The sequence below is a fragment of the Nocardia sp. NBC_00511 genome, from assembly GCF_045161165.1.
GTDB lineage: Bacteria > Actinomycetota > Actinomycetes > Mycobacteriales > Mycobacteriaceae > Nocardia.
This window is the reverse complement of the sequence record NZ_CP107849.1, coordinates 349,879-363,526: the sequence shown is the minus strand read 5'-3', so window position 1 is coordinate 363,526 and position 13,648 is coordinate 349,879. Positions and strand designations below refer to the sequence as shown.

Annotated in this window: 11 protein-coding genes; 4 read left to right on the top strand and 7 right to left on the bottom strand. The window is 68.5% G+C overall.

Annotated features, from left to right (window positions below):
- Positions 1–119: 119 nt before the first annotated feature.
- Together ilvN and OG300_RS01725 are read right to left on the bottom strand one after the other, a co-directional pair.
- Positions 120–623 carry an acetolactate synthase small subunit gene (ilvN, locus tag OG300_RS01730; RefSeq protein WP_067574357.1) on the bottom strand — a complete coding sequence of 168 codons (504 nt, stop codon included), beginning with the start codon at positions 621–623 and terminating at the stop codon, positions 120–122.
- On the bottom strand, positions 620–2,545 hold the full coding sequence (locus tag OG300_RS01725) for an acetolactate synthase large subunit (RefSeq protein ID WP_405491407.1): 1,926 nt from the start codon (positions 2,543–2,545) through the stop codon (positions 620–622). The genes ilvN and OG300_RS01725 overlap by 4 nt, the downstream gene beginning before the upstream one ends.
- 321 nt (positions 2,546–2,866) lie before the next feature.
- On the opposite strand from OG300_RS01725, the gene OG300_RS01720 reads away from it, so the two are divergent.
- The 3 genes from OG300_RS01720 to OG300_RS01710 all read left to right on the top strand — a co-directional run bounded on the left by OG300_RS01720 (position 2,867) and on the right by OG300_RS01710 (position 5,646).
- The gene (locus OG300_RS01720; RefSeq protein ID WP_405491405.1) at positions 2,867–3,364 is read left to right on the top strand and encodes a PH domain-containing protein; all 498 of its coding nucleotides are present in this window, start codon (positions 2,867–2,869) and stop codon (positions 3,362–3,364) included.
- A 96-nt stretch (positions 3,365–3,460) separates the two neighbouring features.
- Positions 3,461–5,302 (top strand): dihydroxy-acid dehydratase, encoded by a 1,842-nt coding sequence (gene ilvD / locus OG300_RS01715; RefSeq protein ID WP_405491403.1) that lies wholly within the window; start codon positions 3,461–3,463, stop codon positions 5,300–5,302.
- A 50-nt stretch (positions 5,303–5,352) separates the two neighbouring features.
- A complete protein-coding gene (locus OG300_RS01710) occupies positions 5,353–5,646 on the top strand; it encodes a hypothetical protein (RefSeq protein WP_405491401.1) in 294 nt (97 codons plus the stop codon).
- A gap of 105 nt (positions 5,647–5,751) precedes the next feature.
- Here the strand turns inward: OG300_RS01710 and OG300_RS01705 are convergent, their stop codons facing one another.
- Positions 5,752–6,678, bottom strand: coding sequence for a DoxX family protein (locus tag OG300_RS01705; RefSeq protein ID WP_405491399.1), 927 nt, complete (start codon positions 6,676–6,678; stop codon positions 5,752–5,754).
- Between the two features lie 136 nt (positions 6,679–6,814).
- On the opposite strand from OG300_RS01705, the gene OG300_RS01700 reads away from it, so the two are divergent.
- Positions 6,815–7,966, top strand: coding sequence for a PQQ-dependent sugar dehydrogenase (locus OG300_RS01700; RefSeq protein WP_405491397.1), 1,152 nt, complete (start codon positions 6,815–6,817; stop codon positions 7,964–7,966).
- 125 nt (positions 7,967–8,091) lie between these two features.
- Here OG300_RS01700 and OG300_RS01695 read toward each other — a convergent pair whose 3' ends face one another.
- Genes OG300_RS01695 through OG300_RS01680 form a run of 4 tightly spaced genes read right to left on the bottom strand, consistent with a single transcriptional unit; the run spans position 8,092 to position 13,647 of the window.
- Positions 8,092–8,793 carry a MerR family transcriptional regulator gene (locus tag OG300_RS01695; RefSeq protein WP_405491395.1) on the bottom strand — a complete coding sequence of 234 codons (702 nt, stop codon included), beginning with the start codon at positions 8,791–8,793 and terminating at the stop codon, positions 8,092–8,094.
- Between the two features lie 52 nt (positions 8,794–8,845).
- Positions 8,846–10,360 (bottom strand): Asp-tRNA(Asn)/Glu-tRNA(Gln) amidotransferase subunit GatB, encoded by a 1,515-nt coding sequence (gene gatB, locus OG300_RS01690; RefSeq protein WP_405491393.1) that lies wholly within the window; start codon positions 10,358–10,360, stop codon positions 8,846–8,848.
- 24 nt (positions 10,361–10,384) lie between these two features.
- On the bottom strand, positions 10,385–12,880 hold the full coding sequence (locus OG300_RS01685; protein ID WP_405491391.1) for an FtsX-like permease family protein: 2,496 nt from the start codon (positions 12,878–12,880) through the stop codon (positions 10,385–10,387).
- Positions 12,877–13,647 carry an ABC transporter ATP-binding protein gene (locus OG300_RS01680; RefSeq protein WP_405491389.1) on the bottom strand — a complete coding sequence of 257 codons (771 nt, stop codon included), beginning with the start codon at positions 13,645–13,647 and terminating at the stop codon, positions 12,877–12,879. The genes OG300_RS01685 and OG300_RS01680 overlap by 4 nt, the downstream gene beginning before the upstream one ends.
- Between the last annotated feature and the right edge of the window lies 1 nt (position 13,648).

Below are 13,648 nucleotides of genomic sequence, written 5' to 3'. Positions count from 1 at the left end.
CCCCGCGTCACGCGGGGAAACGTTGTGCGCGTTGAGAACACGCATCTGTGTTGTTCAAATAAGGGATCAGCCCCGCGGGGCGGGGACCAGCGGCTGCCGACCGTTGATCGGCGACCACTCTAGCGGGTGGCGGTGATCGACTTGGGACCGCGGCCGACCGCCACGACACCGGACTGCACGATCTCCCGGATGCCGTAGGGCTCCATCATGCGCAGCAGCGCGTCGAGCTTGGAGCGGGTGCCGGTGGCCTCGATGGTCAGCGCGTCCGGCGACACGTCGATCACCTTGGCGCGGAACAGGTTCACGGCCTCGATCACCTGGGTGCGCACGCTGGCGTCGGCGCGCACCTTCACCAGGATCAGCTCGCGGGCAACGGAACTGTCGTTGTCCTGCTCGACGATCTTGATGACGTTGACCAGCTTGTTGAGCTGCTTGGTGACCTGCTCGAGCGGCAGATCCTCCACCGTCACGACGATGGTCATGCGCGAGATCTCGGGAATCTCGGTGCCGCCGACCGCCAGCGACTCGATATTGAAGCCGCGGCGCGAGAACAGCGACGCCACCCGGGCGAGCACGCCCGGCTTGTCCTCCACCAGCACGGACAGGGTGTGGGTGGTGCTCATTGCTGGGTCCCCTTATCGTGCGACATGGCCTCGTGGATCACGGCCGGCTCGGCGATCGCCTCGTCGTCGTCGAAGAGCGGGCGGATGCCGCGCGCGGCCATGATCTCGTCGTTGGAGGTGCCGGCGGCGACCATCGGCCACACCTGCGCGTCCTTGCCGACGATGAAGTCGATCACCACGGGACGGTCGTTGATCGACTGCGCCTCGCGGATCGCGGCCTCCACGTCCTCTTCCTTCTCCACGCGAATTCCGTGGCAGCCCAACGCTTCCGCGAGCTTCACGAAGTCGGGGATGCGCAGGGTGTGGGTGCCCAGATCGGTGTTGGAGTAGCGCTTCTCGTAGAACAGGGTCTGCCACTGGCGGACCATGCCCAGGTTGCCGTTGTTGATCAGCGCGACCTTGATCGGCACGCCCTCGACGGCGCAGGTGGCCAGTTCCTGATTGGTCATCTGGAAGCAGCCGTCACCGTCGATGGCCCAGACCTCGCGGTCCGGCATGCCCATCTTGGCGCCCATGGCCGCGGGGACCGCGTAGCCCATGGTGCCGAGGCCACCGGAGTTCAGCCAGGTGCGCGGCTTCTCGTACTTGATGAACTGGGCGGCCCACATCTGGTGCTGGCCGACGCCCGCGCAGTAGATGGCGTCCGGCCCGGCCATCTGGCCCAGCTTCTCGATCACGAATTCCGGCGACAGCGACCCGTCGGACGGGGTCTTCCAGCCCAGCGGGTAGTTGTCGCGGATGCCGCTCAGGTAGCCCCACCAGTCGGTGAGTTCCAGCAGCGGGGCCTTGCCCGCCGCGGCCGGGTCGGCCTTGAGGGTCTCGATGAGTTCGGTGATGACCTCGCGGCAGTCGCCCACGATCGGCACGTCCGCGTGGCGGTTCTTGCCGATCTCGGCCGGGTCGATGTCGGCGTGGATCACCTTGGCGCCCACCGCGAACGAGTCCAGCTGGCCGGTGACGCGGTCGTCGAAACGCGCGCCCAGGGTGATCAGCAGATCCGAACGCTGAAGTGCCGCAACGGCTCCCACGGTGCCGTGCATGCCGGGCATACCCATGTTGAGGGTGTGGGTGTCGGGGAACGCGCCGCGCGCCATCAGGGTGGTGACCACCGGGATGCCGGTCAGCTCGGCCAGTTCCAGCAGTTCCGCGCTGGCGTCGGCCTTGATGACGCCGCCGCCGACGTAGAGCACGGGGGCCTTGGCTTCCATGATCATCCGGGCGGCCTCGCGCACCTGCTTGCCGTGCGGCTTGGTCACCGGACGGTAGCCGGGCAGCCGCATTTCCGGCGGCCAGGAGAAGGTGGTCTGCGCCTGCAGCACGTCCTTGGGGATGTCCACGAGGACGGCGCCCGGGCGACCGGTGGAGGCCAGGTGGAACGCCTCGGCGATCATGCGCGGGATGTCGATGGGCTCGGTGACCAGGAAGTTGTGCTTGGTACACGCCATGGTGATGCCGGAGATGTCGGCTTCCTGGAAGGCGTCGGTGCCGATCAGCGAACGACCGACCTGACCGGTGATGGCCACCAGCGGCACCGAATCCATCTGGGCGTCCGCGATCGGGGTCACCAGGTTGGTCGCGCCGGGACCGGAGGTCGCCATGCAGACGCCGACCTTGCCGGTTGCCTGCGCGTAGCCGGTGGCCGCGTGACCCGCGCCTTGCTCGTGCCGCACCAGCACGTGGCGGACCTTGGTCGAATCGAACAGCGGGTCGTAGACGGGAAGGATCGCACCGCCCGGAATACCGAATACCGTGTCGACGCCGAGCTCTTCGAGCGAACGGACGACCGACTGCGCGCCGGTGACCCGCTCGGGCGGGACCTGGCGGCGGTTCGGGGTTGCGGCCGGGGCCGCGCTCGGCTGGGTGGTAGCCGAGGGCACTGGTCTGCGGGCCGAGGGCCCGGGCCGGGCGGTAGGTGCGCTCACCGTCTTGGTTCCTTACTGCTTGTCGTTCCAGTCCACGGGACTTGCCTGAACACAAAAAAGCCCCCGACAGCCAGTGGGCTGATCGAGGGTGGCGCGTCGCAGCTGCGAGCTGACGTAAATGACCTACAGTCGTCGGCTCAGCGCTGGACGCGCCGGCCGATTACGAGCAACTCGGATCGATTCACGCGGTCGACGGTATGCGCGCGGGAGTCGTCCAGTCAAACTTCTGACCAAGTACGTCTCATTATGTGAGACAGTGCGGTTGTTCGGGTCCGTTCACCATGATGCGAGGATATGGGTGTGTCCTCACAGCATCAGTCCGTGCCACCTGCTCAATCGTCCCATACGCCCGCGGCGGGATCGGACACGGGTCGCGTCATCCGCATCCCCCGGCTCGCTCACCTCGGCGTGTTTCTCGCGCTGTTCTGCGTGGCCTTCCCCTTCTTCGGGGCGCCGAAGGTGCTGTGGTTCCTGTTCGTGATTCCGATCGTGCTCGCGGTCTGGGTCGAGCGCACCCGGACCACCGTGTCGGACAACGGCATCGACACCCGGACCATGTTCGGCTCGCGCCACCTCGACTGGGCGGACGTGCGCGGACTCAAGATTCCCAAGCGCGGCTACCTGCGCCTGCATCTGGCCGACGACACCGATGTGACGTTGCCCGCAGTCGGCTACGACCGGCTGCCGGATCTGGTCGCGGCAAGCAACGGGCGAATCCCGGATCCGTTCATCGAACCGGAGAACGCCGACGAGGCGGAACCCGAATCCGCCGAAGCGAACCCGGACACCACCGACGCGAAGTCGGCGGACACCGAGTAATAGCGGGTTACGCGCGGGAGTAACGTGGAATGGCCGCCGAACCAGTTTCGGCGCAGTCGCTCACACAGCCCCCCTGCGACGAGACCCGAGGACCCAATGCCACCGCTTCGCTCACGCACCACCACCGTCGGCCGCAATGCCGCGGGCGCCCGCGCCCTCTGGCGTGCGACCGGCCTCACCGACTCCGACTTCGGTAAGCCGATCGTCGCCATCGCGAACTCCTACACCCAGTTCGTCCCCGGCCACGTGCACCTGAAGGACGTCGGTGAGATCGTGGCCGAGGCGGTCCGCGCGGCCGGTGGCGTGCCGCGCGAATTCCACACCATCGCCGTCGACGACGGCATCGCCATGGGACACGGCGGCATGCTGTACTCGCTGCCCTCGCGCGAGATCATCGCCGACTCCGTGGAGTACATGGCCAACGCGCACACCGCGGACGCGCTGGTCTGTATCTCCAACTGCGACAAGATCACTCCCGGCATGCTGAACGCCGCCATGCGGCTCAACATCCCCGCCGTATTCGTCTCCGGCGGTCCGATGGAGGCCGGTAAGGCCGTGGTCGTGGGCGGCGTCGCCCAGGCCCCGACCGACCTGATCACCGCCATCTCCGCGAGCGCCTCGCCGAACGTCTCCGAGGACGGCCTGTCCGAGGTCGAGCGTTCCGCCTGCCCGACCTGCGGTTCCTGCTCGGGCATGTTCACCGCCAACTCGATGAACTGCCTCACCGAGGCGCTGGGCCTGTCGCTGCCGGGCAACGGCTCCACCCTGGCCACGCACTCCGCGCGCCGGGCGCTGTTCGAGAAGGCCGGACGGGTCATCGTGGACATCGCGACCCGCTGGTACCGCGACGACGACGCCTCGGTGCTTCCGCGAAATGTGGCCAACGTCAAGGCTTTCCACAACGCCATGGCCCTGGATGTGGCGATGGGCGGATCCACCAACACGGTGCTGCACACCCTCGCCGCCGCGCAGGAGGGTGAGATCGAATTCGATCTGCAGAGCATCGACGAGATCTCGCGCCGGGTGCCGTGCCTGTCGAAGGTGTCGCCGAACTCCGACTACCACATGGAGGACGTGCACCGCGCCGGTGGCATCCCCGCCATCCTCGGTGAACTGCGCCGCGCCAACCTGCTGGAAACCGACGTGACCACGGTGCACACCGCGTCCTTCGACGAGTGGCTCGACACCTGGGATATCCGCTCCGGCAAGGCTTCCGAGGAAGCCGTCGAGCTGTTCCACGCCGCACCCGGCGGCGTCCGCACCGTGGTGCCGTTCTCCACCGACAACCGCTGGTCGTCGCTGGACACCGACGCCGAGGGCGGCTGCATCCGCTCGCTCGAGCACGCCTACACCGTCGAGGGCGGGCTGTGCGTGCTGCGCGGCAACATCGCACCCGACGGCGCGATCCTCAAAACGGCCGGCATCGACGAGGATCTGTTCACCTTCGAGGGTCCGGCCGTGGTGGTCGAATCCCAGGAGGAGGCGGTCTCCAAGATCCTCAACAAGGAGATCCAGCCGGGCGACGTGATCGTGGTCCGCTACGAGGGCCCCAAGGGCGGCCCGGGCATGCAGGAGATGCTGCACCCCACGTCCTTCCTCAAGGGCGTCGGCCTGGGCAAAGTGTGCGCGCTGATCACCGACGGCCGCTTCTCCGGCGGCACCTCGGGCCTGTCCATCGGCCATATGTCCCCCGAGGCGGCGGCCGGCGGATCCATCGGCCTGATCGAGAACGGCGACCGCATCCGCATCGACGTGCACACCCGCGCGCTCGAATTGCTGGTCGACGAAGAGGTGCTCGCCGAGCGCCGCGTGAAAATGGAAGCCTCCGAACGGCCTTGGCAGCCGGTCGACCGTGAGCGCACGGTGACCACCGCGCTGCGCGCGTACGCCGCGCTGGCCACCTCCGCCGACAAGGGTGCGGTGCGCCGCGTGCCGTAACCTCGCCGCGCGCGAGATTTCGACAGTGACGTGATCGAGAAAGCTAGAGAATGACAATCGAATACATCGGTAGGGCCGACTCCATGCTGGCCGAATACTCGGCCATGCTGGAGCGCTCCGACGCCCGCAACTCCGAGGCCAAGGCGCTGCTCGCCGAGGCCGAGGAGCTGGCGGCGCAGTCCCGCGAACTGGCATCGGCCGAATTCATGGCCACGCCGGACGAATTGGCGGAGATCACCGCCCACCGCGCGGCGCTGGCCATGCAGATCGACTTCAAGTCGGGGCGCGTGATGCAGCTGCATCAGCAGACCTACCAGGAGTGGGAGTCGTTCACCCGACGGTGAAATCCCCTCGGGGACAACGACTCCGGTGAGACGCGAAACGGCCGGGCGATCCAGTGGATCGCCCGGCCGTTTCGATGTCGTGCGGAAAAGCATTGCGCCCGAAGGTCAGAAGGGGCCGACGCCGCTGAGCGGGTTGCCGCCGTGCAGATAGATATAGGTGAGGATCGCCGCCGCGACGGCCGCGACGAGCGCCGCGAACGAACCCAGGAACGGGCGCGTGGACCAGCCGCGGCCACGATCCAGCGACAGCCGACCCGGACCGGTCAGCAGGATCGCGACCGCGCCGCCCGCCAGAATCGATTCCAGCTCCACGCCATTGGCCTTCGCCGAGTACTGGAAACCGGATGTCATGCCCTGCTTCCACATCCACGCGTCGAGGATCACGGCGAGCACCGCGCCCGCGGCCAGCGGGGTGGCCAGACCCAGCGCCACCAGGATGCCACCGCCGAGCTCACCGGCGATCAACAGCGGGGCGGCGATGTCGACATGCTTCCAGCCGCCGTGCTCCATCGAGGTCTTGAGACCCTCGAAGCCGGGACCGTGGAACCAGCCCGCCGCCTTCTGCAGACCGTGGTAGACGAAGGTGCCGCCGATCACCAGGCGCAGCACCAGCAGACCCAGATCCAGCGTGCCGCGACGCTCGTCGCGACGCAGCGGACGGCCCTTGCCGTCGGTCGGCGCGGTGGGCGCGGGCGGGATGCTCGCGAAGGAGTAGGTGGGCGAGGGTTCCGCGGTGGTGCTGTTGGCGGCGCCGGGGATGGCGTTCTTGACCTGCGAGTAGAGCGGGACCTCGGGGTCGAGGCCGAGTTCCTCGTCGGTGCGCGGCAATTTCTCGGTGACCTGCGTGGCGGTCGCGGCCGCCGGGGCCGCCACGCGCTCGGTGGGCTGGGTGATCGGCAGTTCCGACGAGGTCGCGGCGAACTGCTCGGTCGGCGAATCGAATGGACTGCGGACCGGTTCACCGGTGGTCCCGGGCGCGGCCTGTGCGGGGGTGCCGGCCTCGGCGGACGGCTCGGTCTGCTTGTCAGTCACGCGGGTCAGACTATTAGCCAGGAGGGCTCGACACGCTACAGATCGCGGGCGTGTTGAATGTCCGATTCACAACCCGCCGCACGAATGCGCACCCCCGTCCGAGCGTGGGCGGCAGGTTTTCCGTAACGTCTCAACCATGAAGTTGGTTGCCGGTGGCCGTGTCGGGGTGGGCGCACGGGGCGTCGTGCTGGGTGTGACGGTCGGCGCGCTGCTGCTGTCGGGGTGCGCCCGCTTCGACGAGCGCGCGTCGAGCCCCTTCAAACCCGAGCCGACCTGGCAGGACGCGGAACCGAACACCACCACCCCGAAAGCGCCGACCTCCAACGCGAAACGGCCGGATCTGCCGTGCGTGGATCCGGATCCGGCGGTCGTGGTGTCGTGCCTGGACACCACCGGCGGACTGGTGGCGCTGCCCGACGGCAGCAGCGCGCTGGTGGCCGAGCGGATCACCGGCCGCATCCTGAAGGTGGTCGCCACCGACGAGGGCGCGCCGCCCGCGCCGGTCGAGATCGCCAAGCTGGACGTGGATGCCAGTGGCGACGGCGGCATCACCGCGCTGGCCCTGTCCCCCAGCTTCAGCGAGGACGGACTGCTCTACGCCTACATCACCACCCCGAGCGACAACCGGGTGGTGCGCATCTCCACCGAGGGCGGCGGCACGCCCAAGCCGATTCTCACCGGAATCCCGAAGGGGGCCATCGGGAATCGCGGTTCCATCAACTTCTCCGCACCCAACCGCATGCTGGTGCTGTCGGGCGACGCGGGCAATCCGGCGCTGGCCGGGGACACCTCCTCGATGGCCGGGAAGCTGCTCAGCGTCAACTCTCCCGCCCCGGGGTCGAGCGCGGACGTGGTGGTGTCCGGGATCGGGGTCGCGGGCGGAGTGTGTTCCGACGGAAAGGATTCCATCTGGATCACCGACCGCACCGCGACCGAGGACCGGTTGCAGCGGGTCGGACCGGACGGAGTCGCGGTGAAAGCCTGGACCTGGCCGGATCATCCGGGCGTCGCGTCCTGCGCGGCCGCCAGTGACGGTGTGGCCATTGCCCTCACCAATCAGAAGGCCCTCGCGATCGCCACCGCCGACAAGACCACGCACGCGGTGACCGCGGCCCCGTCGCTGCTGGCGCAGGACAAGTACGGCCGCCTCGACGGCGCGGCCCTCGGCGGCGACGGCAATATCTGGGTAGCCACCGTCAACAAGCCCGACGGCAACCCCAACCAGTACGACGACCGCGTCGTACGGATCCCGCCCCCGTCCGCGGGCAGCGGCGGCGGACCGGACTAGCCAGCCGACGCGGGTGCGACCGGCATCTGCAGCTCCACCACCCAGTCGGTGGACGCGGGATCCTCTGGGGCACTGAGGTATACCTCGCGGATGGGGGCGTTCGGCAGGTAGCCGTGCTCGTCGGCTCAGCGGCCCATGGCCTCGAAGCTCACGCACAGTTCCGAGAGCGGACCCCGGTGAGCGAGGGTGGCGGCCTGTGGAACCTGCGGCAGCTGCCGCACGCCGAAGTCGCCGACCGAGGCGGCGGCACCCGAAACCTGGTGTGCCACATGCACTCGCAGGCCTTCCTCGAGCTCCTCGTAGTAGACGATGGGCGCGCCGGAGACGGTGAGCCCGGCCTCCGGGATCAGCTTGCTCAAGCGGCCGAAGAGCCGTTCGATGATGGGCGCGACCGCCGTCTCACCGGATTCGGCCGCGATATCGGTCAATTCGGCGACCTGGGTGGCGGGCAGGGATTTGACGACGATTTCGTGTTCGGGCATGACGCCCTCCTTCTCGATACGCCGGAGCCTCACCTCGACGCTCGCGAGCCGAGCGGTATCCGCGGCCACCTGGGTGGCCAGCTGCGCGCGACGCAGTTGCAGCATGCCGCGCAACCGCTCCGCGGACAGCTGCCCGTCGAGCAACTCGGCCACCTGGTTCAAGGTGAACCCGAGATCCTTCAACGCGACGATCCGGTTGAGCCGCGCCAACTGATCGGCCGAATACAGCCGATAGCCGGAACATGGATCCACCTCGGACGGCAGCAGCAGCCCGATCTCGTCGTAGTGGCGCAGCATCCGCACCGACACCGATCCGAACCTGGCGAAGTCTCCGATACTGAACATGACCCCTCCAGGTTCGGACCTCACACGGTGTGAGGGTCAAGCGCAACCTGAGTCAGCCTTCGACGCCGCAGGCGGCGAGGACGAGTTCGCGGACTCGGGCGGCGTCGGCTTGGCCGCGGGTGGCCTTCATGACGTCGCCGACGACCTTGCCGGCGGCCTGGATCTTGCCGGAGCGGATCTTCTCGGCGATGTCGGGGTTGGCGGCGAGGGCCTTTTCCACTTCGGACCGCAGGGCGGAGTCGTCGGAGACCATGCCGAGGCCCTTGGTTTCGACGATGGCGGCGGGTTCGCCCTCACCGGCGAGGACGTAGTCGACGACCTGCTTGGCGACCTTGTTGTTGATGGTCTTGGCCGCTACCAGGCCCGCGACCTCGGCGACCTGTTTGGGGGTGATGGGGAGGTCTTCGAGGGCTACCTCACGCTCCTTGGCCTTCTCGGTGAGGTAGGCGACCCACCAGGAGCGGGCGGCGTCGACCGAGGAACCGGCGTCGACGGTGGCGATGATCAGGTCCAGGGCGCCGGCGTTGACCAGGTCGCGGAAGACCTCGTCGGACAGGGCCCAGTCGGACTGGATGCGGGCGCGGCGCAGCCACGGGTACTCGGGGATGGTGGTGCGCAGCGACTCGACCCAGGCGGCGTCGGGGGCGATCGGCTCCAAGTCCGGTTCCGGGAAGTAGCGGTAGTCCTCGGCGGACTCCTTGGGCCGTCCGGCCGAGGTGGTGCCGTCGGTCTCGTGGAAGTGGCGGGTCTCCATGGTGATCTCGCCGCCGGCCGTCAGCACCGCGGCCTGGCGGCGCATCTCGTAGCGCACCGCGACCTCGACGCTCTTGAGCGAGTTCACGTTCTTGGTCTCGGTGCGGGTGCCGAATTCCTTGGCGCCCTTGAGCATCAGCGACAGGTTGGCGTCGCAGCGCAGCGAGCCCTGCTCCATCTTCACGTCGGACACGTCGAGCGACTTGAGCACCTCGCGCAGCGCGGTCACGTAGGCGCGCGCCACCTCCGGAGCCCGCTCACCCGCGCCCTCGATGGGCTTGGTGACGATCTCGATGAGCGGCACGCCCGCGCGGTTGTAGTCGAGCAGCGAGTGCGACGCGCCGTGGATGCGACCGGTGGCGCCACCGACGTGCAGCGACTTGCCGGTGTCCTCCTCCATGTGCGCGCGCTCGATGTCGACGCGGAACACGGTGCCGTCGTCGAGAATCACGTCCAGGTAGCCGTTGGCCGCGATCGGCTCGTCGTACTGGCTGATCTGGTAGTTCTTCGGCTGATCCGGGTAGAAGTAGTTCTTGCGCGCGAACCGCCCCCACGGGGTGATCGAGCAGTTCAGCGCCAGCCCGATCCGGACGGCCGACTCGACGGCCTTCTCGTTGACCACCGGCAGCGAGCCCGGCAGGCCCAGGCACACCGGGCACACCTGGGTGTTGGGCTCGGCGCCGAACTCGGTGGGGCAGCCGCAGAACATCTTGGTAGCGGTACCCAGCTCGACGTGTACCTCCATGCCCATCACCGGCTCGTACCGGTCGATGACGTCGGAGTAGTCCATCAAGTCAACGGTCGCTGCGCTCATGCGCACCATCTTATTGATGGGGGCTCAGTCGATGGCGATGGCCTCCACGATGGGCAATCGGGCGGCGCGGATCGCGGGCGGGATGGATCCGAGCAGCGCCAGCAGCAGCGCCACCAACGCGTAGACCAGCAGCAGCGGGCTGGGGTGGTAGGCGATGTCCATGGCGATGGCGTGCCCGAGCGCGACGGTGGCCAGGTAGTGCACGGCCGAACCGATCGCGAGTCCCAGTGCCGCGCCGGTCAATCCGATGCCCGCCGCCTCGGTGAGGACCGTGCGCAGCAGGAAGCGGCGGCTGGTGCCGATGGCGCGCAGCACACCGAGTTCGCGGCGGCGTTCCAGCACCGACAGCATCAGCGTGTTGAGCAGGGCGACGGTGGCGACGAGGACCACGATCCAGAGGATGGCGGCGCTGATCGAGGTGCCCTGGCGGACACTGCTGGAGATCGCGGTGACCGCGGCCTGTCCGGTGTCCACGTGCAGATCCGGTGGGACGGCCGCGCGGATGGCGGCCATCACCGCGGCACGGTCGGCGCCGGGCGCGAAGTCGATGCCGATGATCGTTTCGCCGGGCCGCTGATACCACTGCCGCATGATGTCGAGGTCGAGCACCACGACGCCGGAGATGGCCGAGAAGTACGGCACCACCCGCAGCACCTGTACCCGGTGTTCCCCCGACGGCGTGGGCAGCGTGAGCTGCTGGCCTTCCTGGACACCGAGCGAGCGCGCGACATCGCGGGAGATGACCACGCCCTGCCCGGCCGCCATCCGCCCCAGGTCCGCCTGGCTGACGGAGTCCAGCGCGGCGGTGCGCGTCACCCCGCCCTCGTAGGCCTGCAGCATGACCCGGCCGCCGCCCAGCGTCGCGAAAGCCATTTGCGCCGAACCGGTTCCCTCGACACCCGGGATGGCGGCGAGCTTCTCCTTCAATCCGGCGGGCAGCATCGGCCCGGTCGGGAACTGCTCCATGGCGGTCGGGCTGACGAACACGTCGGTGGTGCCCAGCGCCTGGAAGCTGTCGGTGGCGGCGGAGACCATATTGCGGCTGGCGTTGCCGATGGCGACGATGGCGGTGACGCCGATCATCACCGTCATCACGGTCGCCCACACCCGGCGCGGCGCGCGCTCGATGGTGGTCGCGCCCAAAGCACCGGGCGCACCGAACAATCGGGCCACCGCGGCGACCGCGCGCACGATGGGTTCGGTGGCGGCGAAGCACAGCACCACCGCACCGGCGATGGACAGCGAGATGGCGGCGATGGAGACGCGCGCCAGATCCGCCTCGGCGACCACGATCGACCCGGCCACCATGATCAGTCCGAGAATCGCTGCGGCCCAGCGCACCACCGGCTTCACCACGTCGGCGCTGGAGGTGCCGACCGGGGCCAGCGCCTCGATGGGCGCGACCTTGTAGACCTGCCGCGCCGCGATGGCCGCCGCCGCCACACTGGCCAGCACACAGGCCGCGACGGCGACCGGCACCGCGAATCCGGGCACCTCGTATTCGGTGCGCGCCTCCACCGAGTTCACGATGGCGGTGGGCAGCTGGTGAATGGCGGTGCGGCCCATGAAGATTCCGATGATGGCGCCGACGATGCCACCGAACAGGCCCAGCAGCGCCGCCTCGGTGATGAGGTCGCGCACCATCGGTGCGCGCTTACCGCCCATGGCGCGCAACAGCGACAGCGTCGGGCGACGTTGCGCGACAGCCATGCTCATGGCGTTGTAGATGAGGAACGACGACACGATCAGCGCCGACGCCGAGGAGGCGAGTGTCGAGTAGCGCACCAGCATGACCGCGCCACCGGCCTGCGCGGCCCGCAGGTCCGGATCGGCCACCACCGCGCGCCCGTCGACGACCTTGGTGAGTGCCGAACGCAGCTGCGCCACATCGGTGTTCGCGGCCGGCACGATCTGAATGGAGTCGAGTCGCCCGTCGCGCCCGGTGATCTTCTGTGCCACCGGCAGCAGCGCGACCACGATGTGCCCGCCGTTGAGTTTGCCCGCCGCCGAATCGTCGATGACGCCCGCGACGGTCGCCGTGATGGACCCGAGCTGGAACTTCTCGCCCTCGTGCCGTCCCATGGCGGAGCCGACCAGCACCCCGTTGGACACCGAGAGCAGCTTGCTCGCCTGGTCTTTCAGCGTCCCGTCCAGCTCGCTGCCGAGCTGCGCCACGCTCTGGTCGGCGCCGATCAGCAACGCCCGATTGTCGTCGGCCCCGATCCCCTGCCGCAGCATGGGCACGGCCGCGCCGACACCCGGCACCGCTCGAACCTGTTGCAGCAGCGTCTGATCGAAGCCCGCGTCGGTGACGCCGGAAACCTCGAGTGCCGCCTTGCCGCCCAGCGCGTGGGTGAGCTTGTCCACCGATCCGGTGATCGATCCGGAGATGCTGAACACCGAGACCAGCAGTCCCGCGGACACTCCCATCACGACCATGGACATGATGGTGCGGCCGCGGTGGGCGAGCAGCTCCCCGATATTGAACAGCCGCAGCCGATCCCAGCCCGCGCGGATCACGCGCGCACCGCCCCGGTGTCGTCGGCCGCGTCCTCGTCCACCGATTCGGTGAGTCCGGCCGGGACGGTGCGCACTTCGCCGTCGTCGTCGCGCACCACCCGCTCGTTGGAGCCGATCAGCCCGTCCCGCAACGTGATCACCCGGTCGCAGTAGCGCACCGCGCCCATGTCGTGGGTCACCATCACCACCGAGTTGCCCTGCTTGGTGATGTCGCCGAGCAGCTGCAGGATGGACGCGCCGGTCTTGGAGTCGAGGTTGCCGGTGGGCTCGTCGGCCAGGATCAGCGGCGGGTCCATGATGAGCGCGCGCGCCACCGCGACGCGCTGCATCTGCCCGCCGGAGAGTTCGGCGGGCCGGTGCTCGGCGCGGTCGCCGAGCCCGACCAGGTCGAGCAGTTCCAGGGCACGCGGCTTGGCCTTGCGCAGTCCGGTGCCGTCGAGCAGCTTGGGGATGGCGACGTTCTCCCAGGCGGTGAGGGTGGGGAGCAGGTTGAAGAACTGGAAGATGAAGCCGACCTGATGCCTGCGGAATTCGGATTGCCGGTCGTCATCGAGCCCGCCGATCTCCTTGTCCTGGAATCGAATCGAGCCGGTATCGGGGGAATCGAGCGCGCCGAGCATGTGCAGCAGGGTGGATTTGCCGGAGCCGGAGGGTCCGATGATGGCGGTGAACTCACCCGCCTCGATCCGCAGGCTGATGCCGTCCAAGGCACGGACGCTCTGCTTGCCCACCGTGTATTCCTTGGTGACGTCGGTCAATTCCAGCATG